This window comes from Streptomyces chartreusis, assembly GCF_008704715.1.
Lineage (GTDB): Bacteria > Actinomycetota > Actinomycetes > Streptomycetales > Streptomycetaceae > Streptomyces > Streptomyces chartreusis.
On record NZ_CP023689.1, the window covers coordinates 6,936,088 to 6,953,112 of the forward strand.

At 68.9% G+C, this 17,025-nt stretch carries 13 protein-coding genes; 5 read left to right on the forward strand and 8 right to left on the reverse strand.

Going from position 1 to position 17,025, the window contains the following annotated elements:
* Position 1: 1 nt before the first annotated feature.
* From fxsT to CP983_RS30535, 6 genes are all read right to left on the reverse strand, one after another.
* Positions 2-4,027, reverse strand: a complete 4,026-nt coding sequence (gene fxsT, locus CP983_RS30510) for an FxSxx-COOH system tetratricopeptide repeat protein (RefSeq protein ID WP_150503110.1) — start codon at positions 4,025-4,027, stop codon at positions 2-4.
* A gap of 28 nt (positions 4,028-4,055) precedes the next feature.
* Complete coding sequence (locus CP983_RS30515) at positions 4,056-5,312, reverse strand: TIR-like protein FxsC (protein ID WP_150503112.1); 1,257 nt, start codon at positions 5,310-5,312, stop codon at positions 4,056-4,058.
* Positions 5,309-5,965: a TIR-like protein FxsC gene (locus CP983_RS30520; protein ID WP_150503114.1), complete on the reverse strand. Its 657-nt coding sequence runs from the start codon at positions 5,963-5,965 to the stop codon at positions 5,309-5,311. The genes CP983_RS30515 and CP983_RS30520 overlap by 4 nt, the downstream gene beginning before the upstream one ends.
* Positions 5,931-6,806: an AAC(3) family N-acetyltransferase gene (locus CP983_RS30525; protein WP_150503116.1), complete on the reverse strand. Its 876-nt coding sequence runs from the start codon at positions 6,804-6,806 to the stop codon at positions 5,931-5,933. The genes CP983_RS30520 and CP983_RS30525 overlap by 35 nt, the downstream gene beginning before the upstream one ends.
* Positions 6,803-8,989, reverse strand: coding sequence for an FxsB family cyclophane-forming radical SAM/SPASM peptide maturase (locus CP983_RS30530; RefSeq protein WP_150503118.1), 2,187 nt, complete (start codon positions 8,987-8,989; stop codon positions 6,803-6,805). Before CP983_RS30530 ends, CP983_RS30525 begins: the two co-directional genes overlap by 4 nt.
* Before the next feature lie 458 nt (positions 8,990-9,447).
* On the reverse strand, positions 9,448-10,476 hold the full coding sequence (locus CP983_RS30535) for a Strvi_7410 family MBL fold metallo-hydrolase (protein ID WP_150503120.1): 1,029 nt from the start codon (positions 10,474-10,476) through the stop codon (positions 9,448-9,450).
* A gap of 175 nt (positions 10,477-10,651) precedes the next feature.
* Between CP983_RS30535 and CP983_RS30540 the strand changes: the two genes are divergently transcribed.
* A complete protein-coding gene (locus CP983_RS30540) occupies positions 10,652-12,109 on the forward strand; it encodes an aldehyde dehydrogenase (RefSeq protein ID WP_150503122.1) in 1,458 nt (485 codons plus the stop codon).
* A 3-nt stretch (positions 12,110-12,112) separates the two neighbouring features.
* Positions 12,113-12,346, forward strand: coding sequence for a ferredoxin (locus CP983_RS30545; protein ID WP_125528684.1), 234 nt, complete (start codon positions 12,113-12,115; stop codon positions 12,344-12,346).
* A gap of 284 nt (positions 12,347-12,630) precedes the next feature.
* On the opposite strand, the gene CP983_RS30550 is transcribed toward CP983_RS30545, so the two are convergent.
* On the reverse strand, positions 12,631-13,251 hold the full coding sequence (locus CP983_RS30550; RefSeq protein ID WP_150503124.1) for a TetR family transcriptional regulator: 621 nt from the start codon (positions 13,249-13,251) through the stop codon (positions 12,631-12,633).
* 210 nt (positions 13,252-13,461) lie between these two features.
* On the opposite strand from CP983_RS30550, the gene CP983_RS30555 reads away from it, so the two are divergent.
* The 3 genes from CP983_RS30555 to CP983_RS30565 are packed head-to-tail and all read left to right on the forward strand — an operon-like array spanning position 13,462 to position 16,693.
* The gene (locus tag CP983_RS30555) at positions 13,462-14,862 is read left to right on the forward strand and encodes a glycosyltransferase family 4 protein (RefSeq protein WP_150503126.1); all 1,401 of its coding nucleotides are present in this window, start codon (positions 13,462-13,464) and stop codon (positions 14,860-14,862) included.
* Entirely contained in the window at positions 14,856-15,626 is a 771-nt protein-coding gene (locus CP983_RS30560) for a class I SAM-dependent methyltransferase (RefSeq protein ID WP_150503128.1), read from the forward strand. The genes CP983_RS30555 and CP983_RS30560 overlap by 7 nt, the downstream gene beginning before the upstream one ends.
* A complete protein-coding gene (locus CP983_RS30565) occupies positions 15,623-16,693 on the forward strand; it encodes a prenyltransferase/squalene oxidase repeat-containing protein (protein ID WP_150503130.1) in 1,071 nt (356 codons plus the stop codon). Before CP983_RS30560 ends, CP983_RS30565 begins: the two co-directional genes overlap by 4 nt.
* Before the next feature lie 14 nt (positions 16,694-16,707).
* Here CP983_RS30565 and CP983_RS30570 read toward each other — a convergent pair whose 3' ends face one another.
* Entirely contained in the window at positions 16,708-16,995 is a 288-nt protein-coding gene (locus CP983_RS30570; RefSeq protein WP_107906837.1) for a hypothetical protein, read from the reverse strand.
* Between the last annotated feature and the right edge of the window lie 30 nt (positions 16,996-17,025).

The following is a 17,025-nucleotide window of genomic DNA, read 5'->3' on the forward strand; positions in this document are numbered from 1 at the left end:
ATCAGATCGGGTGTGGGTCGAACTCCCAGCCCGACCGACTCCACTCGCGCAGGGCCAGAGCGCGGGGATGATCGGCCCCGAGCCGCGCAGTGATCGCGCCCAGCACTTCCTCGCGCAGCCGTTCGGCCGCTTCGCTCTCTCCCAACTCGTTCAGGACCACCGCAAGGTTGGCCGCGCATACCAGCGGGGCGGGGTGCTGGTCGTCGTTCAGGACATCGCGAAGCCGGTCCAGTACCTCCTCGTAGGTAGCGCGGGCCCGTCCACGCTGCCCCAGTGCGGCCTGGGCATTGGCCAGGTTCACCCGGCACATCAGGGTGAACGGGTGGTCGTCGTCGAAGATCGCCGCGAAGACCCTCGCGGCTTGCTCGGCGTGTGCCAGGGAGGAAGCCGCCTCGTTGGCCGTGTAGAGCAGCACGGCCAGGTTCGCGTAGCAGGCTGCTGTGTAGGGGTGTTGGTCCTGGAAGAACCGACGGCAGTCGTCCAGGACCCGGCGGGCCAGCTCGAGGGCCTCTTCGGTGCGACCCTGCGCGCCCAGGATCCCGGCCAGGCCCAGGTGGAGCAGCAACCGGTTGGGCGAGGCCGATCCTTCCTCGGAGGGAAGGTTGGACAGCACCGTGCGTGTCAGGTCCTCCGCTTCCTGGGCCCGGCCCATCTGGTGCAGGGCACCCGACAGAGCCTTGCCCGCGTTGATGGTGGTGGGAGCGGACGGGCCGAACTGCTGATGGGAGAGGCATTGGTCGTAGGTGCGCCGCAACGGAAGCTCGGATCCGGCGTAGTCGCCGCAGTCGAGCAGATCGCGGGCGTAACTGATGGTTGATGCCCGTGTGTAGGCATGTTCCGGGCCGAGGATCTTGTTCCGAGTCTCCATAGTCTTGCGGTCCAGCCTCAGAGCGTCCGTGTACTGCCCCAACACCCGTAGACACACCGCATAATTGTTGGCCGCCATGAGGCTGCGCGGATGGTCTTCGCCGAACAACTCCAGGAACTGCTCGTGGTTGAGCCGGTCGCGATCCAGCGCCTCGCTGTAGCGGCCCAGGCCGCGCAGGTCGGCAGCCACTCCGCCGGACGTCATGAGGATGTGGAGGTCGTGCGGGCTGTCCAGGGCCGCTTCCTGGCGGTGCAGTACGTCCATGTCCAGCTCCAGGGCCTCTTGGTATCTGCCCTGGGCACGAAGGATGTTGGCGATCTGGAAGCCCATGTGCAGCACCCAGCGCTCGTCGGGTCCGCTGTGTTCGAGCCAGCCCTGATGCACGCGCGTGCTCAGGTCGTACGCCTGCTTCAGCTCGCCGCGGCGGCGCAACTGGCGAACTCGGTCGACGATCAGTTTGCGGATGCCGTAGTCGGGCGCTGCCAGGGCCCAAGTAGTTCCCAGGTGAGGCCAGATGATGCGGTAGCGCTCCCAGGTGTTGTGGTCCTCGGGGTCGTCCTGTTCGGGACGGGCGGCCACCAAGGTGCGGAAGACGACGTCCCGCGTGGCCTCCTGGTCTTCCTCCGTCATGTTCAGGCGCACCGACATCTGCACCAGGCGGTGCACACGGAGGCTGCGTGACTTGCGGTCCACCGTCGCGAGCGAGAGTCGACTCAGTTCCTGGAACGCGCGCGCGATCATTTCCGTGCTGTCGAAGGCGCGCGGCCGGAACTCCTGATCACGCGTGCTGTCCTGGCCCGTGAGGGACTGTGCGATCTGCGTGCTTTGCAGCAGATCCATGGAGATCGGCTCAGGGCTGAACCAGGCGGCGAGTTTGAGGAGTTGAACCGCCGGCGGAAAGTTCTTGTTGAGCTGCCCGATGGCCACGCTCCAGGTCTTGGAAACGTCGAGGAGCCGGTCGTCCGGGCTCAGACCGGCCGTGTCGGCAGCGGGCTGGCGCTCCAGGAGCTTGACGTACTCCTGGGTCTGAAGGCCGCTCTCCTTGAGCACGGCGGCCGCGTGCTCGACGGCCAGCGGAAGATCGCCGAGGGCGGAGGCCACCTCGTCGGCCTCTTCGGTGCTGCACTCGGTGAGCCGGCGCTTGAGGTGCGCCACGCTCTCCTCGCGCTCGAACACTCCGACATCGGCGATCTCCGCGTACCGTTCCCAGCCCTCGGAGCGCTGACTGGTGATCAGGACGTGGCCTGCCTTGCTGCTCACCAGCAGATCGGACAGATCGTTCACGTGCTCGACGTTGTCGAGGATCAGCAGCCAGCGGCTGTAGGGCCGGCCCAGACGCAGCGCATCCTTGACCGCGGCCGCCGTCGCCGTCGGGTTCTTGCGCTCGGAGACCTCCAGATGGCCTGCCAGCCCCGCGAACTGCTCCACTGCGAGGTTTCGCTGATCGGCCTGGATGTGCCAGACGACGTCGTAGTCGCCTTTGAAGCGGTGGGCGAACTCCAGGGCAAGCATGGTCTTGCCCACGCCACCCATGCCGCGCAGAAGCACCGTGCCGTTACCGGCCCGCAGCCGATCGCGCAGGTGCCCGAGCAACTCCTCGCGTCCGGTGAAGGACGGGTTTCGGATCGGCAGGGAGAACACGAAGGGTTCGGCCCCGGGGAAACGCGGGCCTCTGTCGCTTGCGGCGGCCGGGCTGAACAGCGGCTGCGTCGGGGCCTCCACGGCATTCAGCAGCGCCTGTCTCGCCGCCTCCTCATTGGGACCGCAACGGGCCAGATCGGCGGCGGCGCGATCGGAGAACGGAGGGCTCATCCGTACGTCGTCCACGCGCACGGTCACCAGGGTGCGCCGATTGCCCAGACCGTCGACAGCGTCGGTCGTCTCCCACGCCGCTCGTGCTTCCGCGGAGTCCCGGTAGGCGTGGGACAACACCGCGAGAGTTCGGGTGGCCGACTTCCCTGTCGGATCAGGGGCGGAGCGTTCGGACGGGTGGGTCGTACCGCTGGACAACAGATGCACCTGGAAACCCACGGACTTGAGCGTGAACTCGATCCAGTCGGCCCAGGTGCGATCCTCTGGGACAAAGCTGACATGGATGTCGGTGTTCTGCAGCGGCCTGGGCCGCTTGTACAGCGCGAGGACCCGCTTACGCTCCGCGTCATCCAAACGGGGGAACGCGGTGACGTCGCCGCCGGAGATGACTTCCGTCAGCCGCTCGCACGCGGCGAGCATGGAGGTAGGGCTGCCGGGGGCGTCCCTGAAGGGGGCCAGTAGTTCCTCGTAGGCGTAGAAGGGACGGTAGGGGATCTCCACCTTGCCCCAGTACTCCTGGGAGTCCAGGGAGCAGTGGCGGCGCACGATGTCGGCGAACTTCGCCCGCATCTGCTCCCGTGCCGCCTCCAGCCGGTCGGCCTCACCGTTCGCGTCCTCCACCCGCATGGGGACCGGGATGATACGGATCCCCCGATACCCGTAGAGGCTGTCGATCTTCTGCGCCACGGCCTGTGCGCCGTCCATCCCCTGACTGCTGGGGGTGAAGGCGACGACCAGGACGTCCGGCAGCAGCACGGTGCACACATCGGAGACGTCGCTCAGGCCGGTACGACTGTCGATCAGGACATAGTCGTAGTTCTGGGTGAGTTCCTGCTTCAGGGCTTCGACGAAAACCGGCCCGTGCCAGGTGTGGTCAAGGAAGCGCATCCAGTCGAACTGCGAGTACGCCGACAGATACTCCTTGTTCTGTGTACCGGGCGAGACGTAGTCCAGCCGGCCACCGTTGGGAAACGACCAGTCGATCGGGATGACGCAGTGATTGAAGTGGGCCTGTGTGGCCACCCAGGCGGCTTCGGCGGTCTCCCACTCGTCCTGTGCGTGTGTTTCAGGCTGCCTGCGTTGTTCCATCACCGTCTGGTTGAAGTGCAGGAAGAGGTCGATGATGCCTTGCGCGGTCCGTAACCGGTCCTGGTCAAGGAAGGGATGCAGGAAGCGGTCGAGGCCGGGTGCGTCCAGGTCCCAGTCGACGACCAGGACCCGCTTGCCCCCCGATGCCAGGATCCAGGCGGTGTTGGCGAGGGACATGGTGCGGCCGGTGCCGCCCTTGTAGGAGTAGAAGGTGATGACCTTGCCTCGGGTCGTTTCCTCCGGACCCGAAGTAGGCATCCCCGCCACTGCACCCGCGCCGTTCTCGTCAGTCACTGGTTGGCCTCCGAACCCCGTGACTCCGCGCCGGGTCGGACGACGGGCGCGGGGAAACATCCTGGATGGAATCGAGATACCGCAAATAGCAGCTTTTCGCCAACTCCGCGAACAGCCAGGCGAAGGCATCGGCCTTCCGGATGCCTCGTGCGGCGGTACCGCGAGCGGTGTGGGGCATCTCCCGCAGATGCCGGTGCCGGGACAGAGTCGTCTCCAGCAGCGACTGCAGCCGCGCCTCGTCGCGCTGGGTCTGTGGGTCGTCCTCGGCCAGCACTGCCATCACCGCCAGCCAGGGCCGGTTGGCCCGGACGATGTGCTGTAGCTGCTCAGCGATCCGGAGATCGCCCAGCACCCACGCGTCTACCACGAGGACTGAGGGAGCGATGGGCCTGGCGGGTTCTCGCACGGAGCCTTCGTGGGCAATGCTCTCGTAGGCCTTCTCGATCGGGACCAGCTCCGGCTCGAATCCGAGATTGCGGGCGAGAGCGAAGGCCTGCTGGGTCAGCGTTCCGTGCGCTGTGCGATAGGGCCGCCATGACTCGGTGTCTGGTCCGTAGGAGGCTGCCTCACGCCCCGGCGGGAGTCGGCTGGCGGTCGGCGCGACCACCGTGATGCGCAGCGTCGGTTTCGACGGTTGGAGCGCGAAGGCGTCTACCAGGCCACGCCGATCAGTCAGCCGCTCGATGCTGACCGGTCGCGGAGGCGTGTCCTCCCAGGCCCGCGCGATGCGCTGAGCCAGTCGTCCCAGGACCGCACGGTAGGCGCGCTGGTCGTCGTCCTCGATCTCCATGAGCTGGTAGAGGCCGGACTCTGCGTAGCGGTCCTGGGCGTGCTGTTCCTCGTCCCCGCCCTCGCGCGGCAGATGAGGAGGGATGTCCAGGGCGGCCATCGGCAGTGTGGTGCCCTGCCGGTGCGGGATCCAGAGGACGGGGACCACGGCCCGGCCGTAGTCGGGGCCGACGCGTCGCTTGAAGGCAGTCCACTGGCGGCCGCAGAGCGGATCGGTGAAGTAGCGCGGTGCGTACAGTGGGACGAAGACACTGCTGGCCGTCAGCTTCGAGAGCCATCCATCCGACGCGGTGTCCGGACGGTCCACATGGCCGGCTTGCTCTGCGGGCACGCCGGTCAGGCTGGCCACTTGCTCCCCGAGTTCTTTGAAGAAGGAGAAGACCGGCCGATCGGCTTCGGCACCCTGGGGCCCCGGGGTGCGGGCGTAGCTGAGGAAGAAGACCGGAGTCGAGTCCGTCATGAGTCCCCCTGAGTACGTGGCGCGAAGACGTTGCTCAGACCGTCGAACAGGCTGACGTCGCAGGATTTGAGCTGGGCCGCCGTGGCGACGTCGACGATTCGCTCGGCGAGCCGCCACACGGTTCGCCGGTAGACGCCCCACTTGCCCGCCTCCATCAGCCCCAGCAGCCCCATGCTCCGGTAGTCGTCTCCGAGATCGAGGTTGTACCACTGGAACGCCTCGACGACCTCGGGCAGCACGATCCTGCCGGGAGACGTCCACAGCACGGGGACGATCGCGCTGACGGTGTAGCGCTCACTTCGGTGGTGTTCGGCCTGTCGTCGGAGGAAGCCGTCGAACTCGACCCCGCACCAGCGACTGGCGAAATAGCGAGGCGAGTACACGGGCATGAAGACCCTGCAGGTAGCCAGTGCTTCCTTGAGGTGCTTCTCCCACTCGCCGCCCAGGGGCATGCGTTTGTCGAGAAAGCCGATCGGGGTTTCGCCCTCGTGTGTGGTCAGTTGCAGGACGAACTGGCACAGCAGCTTATGGAACGCCTCCTGCCGTTCGTCCGGTGCGCGCAGGCCGGCGGCGCCGGGCACCTGTGCGTAGCTGTGGAAAAAGTACAGATCCTGGCTGTCAGCCGGGCGGCCCGATAAGTGTGATTCGGTCACCTGCGCTGCCCCCTCCAGCCGTGCGGTGTTCCTTGAACCATTCCACAGCCAAGTCCACCGAATGAGCCATAGGGAGGAGCCGGGCAATTCCTCCGCCGACCCGACCGCGCCGCACGATGCTCGCCCCGGTGTCCGAGCGTCGGCGCTCCAGCCAGGCCCCCAGGTGCGCGAAGTCCCCGTCGTCCAAGGCCACATCCTCGAACGACAGCCATTGCCGCCCGGGTTCCCCGCCCGCCTGTCGTCCGTGGGCGACCACACAGTCGTAGCGACGCAGAGGAGGATCGGGCAATCGGTACTCGCCGAGGTGGAAAGCCGTGCACGACTCGAAGCCCACGCCCAGCAGCAAGATACGGGCGTCGAGCCGATAGAGGTGTCCCAGCGGAGAGGCCTCGCCGAGGTGGCAGGTGAGCAGGTGGTCCCGAGTCAGGACAGCGGCCATTGGGCCCGACGCGGCCAGCGACGTCTGCGGGTGAGTGCTGCGCCGCGCCCCCGGCGTACGGCGTACCCACTCGGCGACCGCTCCCATGCCATCGCTGGGCGTGGTGGCTGCGTCGAACCCGGGCATCGTCTCCCGGAACGCAGCGATCTCCGACTGAGTCATGCCCTGGATTCGTTTGCGGTAGGTGGAGGAGGACAGTGAGTTGGCCGCCGTGAACGTCGGCACGACGACGGTGCCGGCAGGGCCGATGACGGCTCGCAAGCCTTCGACGACCGTCGCCGCTCCGTGTTCGGTACGGCCGATGCGGCGCAGCGAGGAATGCACCAGGACGATGTCGCCCGACCGCAGTCCGAGTGCCTGTAGGTCGTCGGCCAGCCCGGAGCCCGTGTACGGCGTCGTCATGGGCCGGTCGCCAGTGAGTATGTGGCCGTCCTGATGTCCGTAGCCATGCGCAGGCCGGCTGGGGTGGGGGCGTCGGTCTCGGCGGCGAAGGCGTCCAGCGCGGCGAGCGTCTGCTTCCCCCAGAGTTCCGCCTCGGCCCGGGCGGCCTGTCCTTGACGGGCACGCCATGCTCGGGCCACGGCCAAGCGGGCGTACGCCCGTCGCAATGCCGCCTCTTGGCCTGTGCCGCCAAGGTCGAGCAGATCGCGGAGGGCTGCGAACTTCGCGTACTGCCACTCTCGGAGCATGGCCGCGACGAGGTCCTGCTCGGTGTCGGTCGGCGCCAGCGCCAGAGCGCCGAACGGCGGGCGGGAGGCGTCCTCCGACGGAGCGCTGTCGAGTAGCACCAGCGTGTTCACCCCGGCCGCCAGCGCTGCGGCTTGGTGCGGGTGCCGACGGGCAAGAACGCCCCAGGCAGCTGCCAGAGACCTTCGCCAGTTCGCCGTGAGTCGGGCCCGCGGGCCGCTGTCTCTCGTGCGGGGATCGTTTTGCTGCAGTCTCACCTCCAACCCCTCGCTCGACAGGCGTTGCACGGGTTCCCAGCTCGCCATGCCGCCGTCGGCCCGCCACACGCGCCCGCCGCTCGTGCCCAACCGGACTCTGTCCCCGACCACGAGGGAGCCGCTGTCGGGCAGCAGACGCAGTCGACCGACCGACGGCAGAGGCACGACGCCATCCGTGCCCACTCGGACCGCGAGCTCCAGACGACGTCGTGCGCGGACGGCTGTCGCCAGAGCCAGCCCTTCGAGCAGTTCGGTGTCCGGCACTGCCTGCCCATGTGCGTCGGAGGAGCAGGCCGCCACCGCCCAGGAATGGACCGCGGGGTCAGCGAGCACGAGGTCCAGGTCCGGACCGTCCAGCTCAAGCAAGGCTTGCCAGGTGTCCTCCGAACCGATGCCGGCGCGGAGAAGGTAGGCCAGCATTGCGCGGCGCAAGTCCAACTGTGCTTGCGACAGACGCAGTACGGCCGCGTGCTCCAGCGCACCGCCGATGGTGAGCGCGCCGATGTCTGCCGGCGGCACGGAGTGTCGTTGTGTCTTAGGAGCGGTCGACTGGATGTGCTGGATGAGTTTGAGCAAGTCGGCGCAATACACAGAGGGGTTGACGAATCCGGTGCCGGTGCTGAACCGGTGCCCGTAGAGACCGCCGCCGCAGATGCTCACCACCGGGCATGCCCGGCATTGCGCGGACAGCCCGTCCAGGCCCAGGCTCCGGGCCTGGAAGCCGGGGTGTCGAGCGGCCTCGTCGAAGCTGTTGACCAGGACGTGATAGCCGGTCTCGGGGGCACCCTCGGCCACCGTCTTGAGCCAGTCGGCCTGTTCGATCGCTCCGTCCGTCTCTATCACCAGGAGGTCCGGACTGCCGAGCCCGAGTGCCTCGGTGAAGCCGGGCTCGCCCGTCGCCGCAGCCTCCACCGACTCGAACACGCGGATGCTGAACGGCCGGCCGTCCGCGTTCCACCGCTCGTACGAGGTGATCAGCCAGTCCGCGTAGTCCGTGCTGCCGCGCGGCCGGGCCGGCGGGTTGTCCCATGTGGCATGAGGGAGGAGGAAGTCCACGCGTGGAGGCCGCACTTCGGCCAACGCGTCATAGACCGCGTCCGGGTCGTTGTTCACGTCCACGGTGCACAACAGGCCCGCGAACGCCGGACGGTGGGCGGGCTGTCCCAGCAGTCGCAGCGCCCGCACCGTGTCGTCATAGCTGCCGGATCCGTCGGCCCGCACCCGGTGACGGTCGTGGGAGACCCTGTCTCCGTCCAGGGAGACACCCGCGTGGATGCGCTCACGTACCAGGAGTGCGCAGAATTCGTCGTCGAGAAGTAGTGCGTTGGTCTGCATGCGGAGGTCGAGCACCGCGATGCCGTCCAGCGAACGGCGCAATTCGTGTGCCAGGGCAGCCAGTCGTTCGGGGCCGGCGAGTAATGGTTCCCCGCCGTGCAACACGACAGTGACCCGCTTGAGCCGGTGCGCCCGGGCATGCTCGGCGATGCGCTCGGCGGTGGCCCTGACGACGCGCGGCGCCATTACCCGGGGACGGCGGCGCCAGCTCTGATCTGCGTGTTTGTAGACATAACAGTGGTCACAGGCCAGGTCGCACCGACTGTGAACCTTCACTACGAACTGCCGGAAGGGCCGTGCTGCCATTGGCGCCGGCACGTCGTCCCGCTCCGTTTCAGATGTGGGAGTTGAATCCTGCGGAGGCGTTGTCGCCGATCGACGTGGCGCGCATGACGACCGACTCACTTCGGAGACTCAGTGTCGTGAGCTGCTCGCGACCGGGGTGGTCTGCCTTGCACGCGGCACGAGGGGCTTCACCCACTGCGCGTGCGGCGGCGCGGATCTCTACGTCGCTGTGCATGACAGTTCCCCTCGGGTGATGCGCCCCGGAGCACCTTGAAAACCCGCATTGTGTCGCGTCCCGTACTGGGTATTCCGGCAGCGGCGTCGGCAACTCGACACCTTCATGCTGCATTCACGCAAGGCCCATGGCAAGACGACCTCCGGCCAACCCCGTTCGAAGGGAACGGCCTTGTGAGCGCAGGTAAGAGCACTGCTGTGCGACATGAGCACAGCGGGCCTGGTACCCGGCAGACCTTCTGTCCTCACACCGCCACATAAGCCACCGGCTCACCCCCCGCCACCGCCTCCGCCCTCCCCAGCTTCACAAGTCGCCTCAGATGTGCCTCCGCCTCCGCGATCGCGATGTTGCGGGAGGGGTACGGGATCTGGGACCAGGGGCGGTTCCACTCCATGCGTTCGGCGAGTTGCCAGGGGGTGAGCGGCGTGGCGAGGAGGGTGAGGAGGTCGGTCAGGCGGTCCTCGTGGTGGGTGAGGAGCTCGCCTACGCGGGCGGGGGCGTCGGTGAATGTGTGCTGGTGGGCCGGGAGCACCTCCGCCGGGGTCAGCGCGGCGATGCGTTCCAGGGAGGCCAGGTAGTCGCCGAGGGGGTCGGTGACTGTCGTGTCGTCGGGGTCCTCGTACAGGCCGATGTGCGGGGTGATCCCGGGGAGCAGGTGGTCGCCGGAGAAGAGGCGGCCGTGGCCCGGGAGTTGCGCGGGGTGGTCCTCCTCCAGGTGGAGGCAGACGTGGCCCGGGGTGTGGCCCGGCGTCCAGATCGCGCGCAGGTGGCGGCCGGGGAGGTCGAGGAGTTCGCCGGGGACGATCTCGCGGTCGGGGGCGGCGGGTGTGAAGCCCGGCATCGTGCTGGGGCGGCGGGCCGTGCGCAGCGGGGCCACGTGGTCCTCGGGGGCGCCGGCCGCCGTGAGTTTGGCCGCCATGTAGGTGAACCAGCGGTCGGGACGGGTCGTCCGGGTGCGCCGTACGATCGCCGCGTCCGCCGCGTGCATCGCGATCCAGGCGCCCGACGCATCGCGCACCTTGCCCGACAGGCCGTGGTGGTCGGGGTGGTGATGGGTGATCACCACGCCGTGGATCTCGCCGGGCCCGGTGCCGCACGCCGCCAGGCCCTCGGCGAGGGTGTCCCAGGACGTCGGGTCGTCCCAGCCGGTGTCGACGAGCACCGGGCCCCGGTCGGTGTCGACGACGTACACCAGGGTGTGGCCCAGGGGGTTGTCGGGGATGGGGACCCGGATCGACTTCACGCCGCCGCCGTGGTCGTACACCTGCGCCATGGGTTCCCCAATCGCCGCGACACGTTCCGGCCGACCGGATCACTATAACTAGAACAGGTTCCGATGGGAGCCCGAGTCATCTACGTGCGGTCCGTGGACTACTCCGGGCGGAACTGGTATCAGTGCCGTAGATCTGATGGATCGTCAGAGTCACGCACCGGGAAGGCAGTCGGCCATGACCGAGCTCGTGGAACACGGACAGCTGTTCATCGGCGGGGAGTTGACCGACCCCCTGGGCAAGGACGTCATCGAGGTGATCTCGCCACACACGGAAGAGGTCATCGGACGCGTGCCGCACGCCTCGCCCGCCGACGTCGACCGCGCCGTCGCGGTGGCCCGCAAGGCGTTCGACGAAGGGCCCTGGCCGCGGATGAGCCTCGACGAGCGGATCGAGGTCGTCACCCGCATCAAGGACGGGATCGCCGTTCGGCACGAGGAGATCGCCCGCGTGATCTCCTCCGAGAACGGCTCCCCGTACTCCTGGAGCGTTCTCGCCCAGGCCCTCGGCGCGATGATGGTCTGGGACGCGGCGATCACGGTCGCCCGGAACTTCACCTACGAGGAGACACGCGACGGGGTGCTGGGCAAGATCCTCGTGCGGCGCGAGCCCGTCGGGGTCGTGGCGGCCGTGGTCCCCTGGAACGTCCCGCAGTTCGTCGCCGCCGCCAAGCTCGCACCCGCGCTGCTCACCGGCTGCACGGTCATCCTCAAGCCCTCGCCCGAGTCGCCGCTCGACGCCTATCTGCTCGCCGAGATAGCGAAGGACGCCGGGTTGCCCGAGGGCGTGCTGTCCGTCCTTCCCGCGGACCGTGAGGTGAGTGAGTATCTCGTCGGGCACCCCTCGATCGACAAGGTCTCCTTCACCGGCTCGGTGGCCGCCGGCAAACGCGTCATGGAGGTCGCCGCCCGCAATCTCACCCGTGTGACGCTGGAACTGGGCGGCAAGTCGGCGGCCGTCGTCCTGCCGGACGCCGACGTCGAGGCGACCGTCGCCGGTGTCGTGCCGGCGGCCTGGATGAACAACGGCCAGGCGTGCGTCGCCCAGACCCGCATCCTGCTCCCGCGCTCCCGCTACGACGAGTTCGCCGAGGCCTTCGCCGCCGCGGCCGGCGCGCTGGTGGTCGGCGACCCGCTCGACCCGGCGACCCAGGTGGGCCCGCTGGTCGCACGGCGGCAGCAGCGCCGCAACCTCGACTACATCCGCATCGGGCAGGAGGAAGGCGCGAAGATCCTGGTCGGCGGCGGGCGTCCGGCGGGGCGGGACAAGGGCTGGTACGTCGAGCCGACGCTCTTCGGGGACGTCGAGAACTCCATGCGCATCGCCCGCGAGGAGATCTTCGGACCGGTGATCTGCCTCCTTCCCTACGGCGACGAGTCCGAGGCCGTGAAGATCGCCAACGACTCCGACTACGGCCTCAGCGGCAGCGTCTGGACCGCCGACACCGGGCACGGCATCGAGATCGCGCGGCAGGTCCGTACCGGGACGTACTCGGTGAACACCTTCAGCCTGGACATGCTGGGCCCGTTCGGCGGCTACAAGAACTCCGGCCTGGGCCGGGAGTTCGGGCCCGAGGGCTTCGGCGAGTACCTGGAGCACAAGATGATCCACCTCCCGGCCGGCTGGGAGGCGTAGGGGATGGGTGACCGCTGGCAAGTCGAGGTCGACCGGTCGGTGTGCATCGGCTCGGCCCAGTGCGTCCACCACGCCCCCGACGGCTTCCGCCTCGACACCGGCCGGCAGTCCCATCCGGCCGACCCGGAGACCGACGCGAACGAGCGGATCCTGGCGGCGGCGGAGAGCTGCCCCGTCGAGGCGATCGTGATCACCCTGCTCGGGAGCGGGGAGCCGGTGTTCCCGCCCGAGGAATAGCACCAGAAATCTTCCTCTGGACGGGTTCATTTCCGGGCATTCGTTCTATTCTGGAAGTCGGCCTACGAGGTGAGTGAGGGAGTCCGACCGGAGTAGCCGACTCTGGCGAGAGACACAGGGTTTCCGCCGGTGCCGACGTCGACGGTCGGGCTGAGAGGCCGGAAGGTCGTACGCGGCGTACGACCGGAAGGCGACCCCCATCACCTGATCCGGACCATGCCGGCGAAGGGAACCCGTCTCGTAGGTCCTTCTCGTGCCGAGAGGGCCCTTCTATCGCGCAGGCCCTACTCGCGCCCCTCCGGGCTCGTCAGGTCGATCAAGCGGCACACCGTCTCGATGTCGATCTTCACCTGGGCGATCGAGGCGCGCCCGGACAGCCAGGTGATCAGGGCCGAGTGCCAGGTGTGCTCGATGACCCGGACGGCGGAGAGCTGCTCGGGCGTCGGGTTCTCCAGGCCCATCGCGTCCAGGATGATCACCGTCGTCTGGCGGGAGACCTGGTCCACCTCGGGGGAGACGCTGCGGTCGGCGAAGGTCAGCGCGCGGACCATCGCGTCGGCCAGATGCGGCTCGCGCTGCAGGGCCCGGAACGCCCGCATCAGGGTCTCCGCGACCCGCTCTGCGGCGGTCGCGCCCTGCGGCGGCTTCTTCCGGAGCGTGCCGTGCATGTGCTCCAACTGGTCCTGCATCGTGGCGACCAGCAGATGCACCTTGGACGGGAAGTAGCGGTACAGCGTGCCGAGCGCCACCTGCGAGGACTCCGCGACCTCGCGCATCTGAACGGCGTCGAAGCCGCCCCGGCTGGCGAGCTGCGCGCTGGCGTGCAGGATGCGTCGGCGACGGGCCTCCTGCCGCTCGGTGAGAGGCGGTGAGGAGGGGCTCGCGCTACTGGCTTCCGCAGGCATGGATCCCGTTCCGTGACAGTCGGTGAGGGTGAGTGACCGGACAGAGCATGCCAGGGCCTCGGTCGTGGCGTGAATCACCTGATCCATCGCTCACAGCGGCGCTACCTGCCGGTAGATTCAGAGCCTCTTGAACGATCAAGTCTGAAACTTGTTCTAGATTAGCGTCCCGGCGTAATCTCGCGGGACAGTGCAGGGAGAAGGGGGTCCGGAGTGACCGCTGGGGCCAGGGAGGCCGCGGCCTCGGAGGACCTTGCCGCCGACGGCGAGCGACCGCTCGACATCGCGCTTCTCACCTACAAAGGGAACCCGTTCTGCGGCGGCCAGGGCGTCTACGTACGTCATCTCTCCCGCGAGCTGGCCCGCCTCGGCCACCGCGTCGAGGTCATCGGCTCCCAGCCCTACCCCGTCCTCGACGAGGGCGCGGAGTACGCCGGCCGGCTGACCCTCACCGAGCTCCCCAGCCTCGACCTCTACCGCCAGCCCGACCCCTTCCGCACGCCCGGACGCGACGAGTACCGCGACTGGATCGACGCCCTGGAAGTGGGCACGATGTGGACCGGCGGCTTCCCCGAGCCGCTGACCTTCTCGCTGCGCGCCCGCCGCCTGCTGCGCGCCCGCAGCGGCGACTTCGACGTCGTGCACGACAACCAGACCCTGGGATACGGCCTGTTGGGCGACGTCGGCGCCCCGCTCGTCACCACCATCCACCACCCCATCACCGTGGACCGCCAGTTGGAGCTGGACGCGGCGGACGGGTGGCGCCGGCGGATGTCGGTGCGGCGCTGGTACGCCTTCACCCGGATGCAGAAGCGTGTGGCGCGCCGCCTGCCGTCCGTCCTCACCGTCTCCGGCACGTCCCGTCAGGAGATCGTCGACCACCTCGGCGTCGCCGGGGACCGCGTCCACGTGGTGCACATCGGCGCCGACACCGACCTTTTCTCGCCGGATCCGTCGGTCCGGCGGATCCCCGGCCGGATCGTCACGACCTCCAGCGCGGACGTCCCGCTCAAGGGCCTGGTCTTCCTCGTCGAGGCGCTCGCCAAGGTCCGCACCGAGCACCCCGACGCCCATCTCGTCGTCGTCGGCAAGCGGCCCACCGAGGGTCCGGTCGCGCAGGCCGTCGAGCGCTACGGCCTCGAAGGCGCCGTCGAGTTCGTCAAGGGCATCTCCGACGCCGAACTCGTCGACCTGGTCCGCTCGGCCGAGGTCGCCTGCGTGCCGTCGCTGTACGAGGGCTTCTCCCTGCCCGCCGCCGAGGCCATGGCCACCGGGACGCCGCTCGTCGCCACGACCGGCGGGGCGATTCCCGAGGTCGCCGGACGCGACGGCGAGACGTGTCTGGCGGTGCCGCCGGGGGACGCCGGGGCGCTGGCCGCCGGGCTGAGCCGGCTGCTGGGCGACCCGGAGCTGCGAGTACGACTCGGTTCCGCCGGACGTGAGCGGGTGCTGCGCCACTTCACCTGGGCGCGAGCCGCCGAGGGGACGGTGGCCCGGTACCGGGAGGCGGTCGCCCGCTCCGCCGGCCCGACACCGGACCGCTCCGCGGCCCCCCAGACATTCGCCCCCAAGCAACTCGCCGCATCCAACCCCGAAGGCAGGGCCTCGTGCTGACCGTCGACTTCTCCCGGTTCCCGCTCGCCCCGGGCGACCGCGTCCTGGACCTCGGCTGCGGTGCCGGCCGGCACGCGTTCGAGTGCTACCGGCGCGGCGCCCAGGTCGTGGCGCTGGACCAGAACGGCGAGGAGATCCGCGAGGTCGCGAAGTGGTTCGCGGCGATGAAGGAGGCGGGCGAGGCCCCCGAGGGCGCCACCGCCACGGCGATGGAGGGCGACGCGCTCGCGCTGCCCTTCCCCGACGAGTCCTTCGACGTCGTGATCATCTCCGAGGTCATGGAGCACATCCCGGACGACAAGGGCGTACTTGCCGAGATGGTGCGGGTGCTCAAGCCGGGCGGCCGGATCGCCATCACCGTCCCGCGCTACGGCCCCGAGAAGGTGTGCTGGGCGCTGTCCGACGAGTACCACGAGGTCGAGGGCGGCCACATCCGCATCTACAAGGCGGACGAACTGCTCGCGAAGATCCGCGGTGCGGGCCTCAAGCCGTACGGCACCCACCACGCCCACGCGCTGCACTCGCCGTACTGGTGGCTCAAGTGCGCGTTCGGCGTCGACAACGACAAGGCGCTGCCGGTGCGGGCGTACCACAAGCTGCTGGTCTGGGACATCATGAAGAAGCCGCTGGCCACCCGGGTCGCCGAGCAGGCGCTGAACCCGCTGATCGGCAAGAGCTTCGTGGCGTACGCGACCAAGCCGCACCTGCCGCGGCTGTCCGAGACCCCCGAGACCTCCGAGACCTCCGAGGCGGCCGCCAAGTGACCACCCCCCGGACAGAACACCTCGTCCTGCCCGGGGTCCTCACCGCCGAGGAGGCCGCCGCGACCGTGGCCGGCATCCTCGCGGTGCAGCGGGAGGACGGGGCGATCCCGTGGTTCCGCGGGCACCACCTCGACCCCTGGGACCACGTCGAGGCCGCGATGGCGCTGGACACCGCCGGTGAACACGCGGCGGCCGAGCGGGCGTACACCTGGCTGGCGACGCATCAGAACGACGACGGCTCCTGGTACGCGGCCTACGCGGACGGTGCCTTCGACGACGTCACCGACACCGGGCGCGAGACCAACTTCGTCGCCTACATCGCGGTGGGCGTGTGGCACCACTACCTCTCCACCGGCGACGACACCTTCCTCGACCGCATGTGGCCGTCCGTCCACGCCGCCATCGAGTTCGTCCTGCAACTCCAGCAGTCCGGTGGGCAGATCGGCTGGCGGCGCGACGAGGACGGCACGGCGAACCCGGACGCGCTGCTCACCGGTTCCTCCTCGATCCACCACGCCCTGCGGTGCGCTCTCGCCATCGCCGAGCAGCGCGAAGAGCCGCAACCGGACTGGGAGTTGGCCGCGGGCGCGCTGCGGCACGCGATACGCCGGCATCCGGAGCGGTTCCTCGACAAGGACCGCTACTCCATGGACTGGTACTACCCCGTGCTGGGCGGCGCGCTCACGGGCGCCGAGGCCAAGTCCCGTATGGAGGAGGGCTGGGAGCGGTTCGTCGTGCCCGGCCTCGGGGTGCGGTGCGTCGTACCGAACCCGTGGGTGACGGGCGGTGAGTCGGCCGAACTCGCCCTGGCCCTGTGGGCGATGGGCGAGTCCGACCGGGCGCTGGACATCCTGCAGTCGATCCAGCATCTGCGGGATGCCGAGAGCGGGCTGTACTGGACCGGGTACGTCTTCGAGGACCAGGCGATCTGGCCCCGCGAACTGACGACCTGGACCGCCGGTTCCCTGCTGCTGGCCGTCGCGGCGCTCGGCGGGCACGAGGCGACCTGCGCCGTGTTCGGCGGAGACCGCCTGCCCGCGGGGCTGGACCCGGACTGCTGCGGCTGAGGGCCCGGGTCGCCTCAGTGGCGGTGCACTCGGCCGGCGATGGCGTGACCCACGAACAGGTACACGACCGCGGCCAGCCCGTAACCGGCGACCACCCTCGCCCACTCCTCGTCGAACGTGAACAGGTCGTGCGACCAGCCGGCCAGCCAGCGGGCCGCGTCATGGACGAACTGGACGAAGTCGTTCGCCGGGTTCGCGTCCAGGAGATACATCAGAATCCACAGGCCCAGAATGAGGGCCATGACATCGGCGACGATCGCGATGACCCGGCCGGCCTGGTTGGAGCTATATCGAGGGGACATGCCCTCCGGGTTGCCCTTGATGCGTGAACG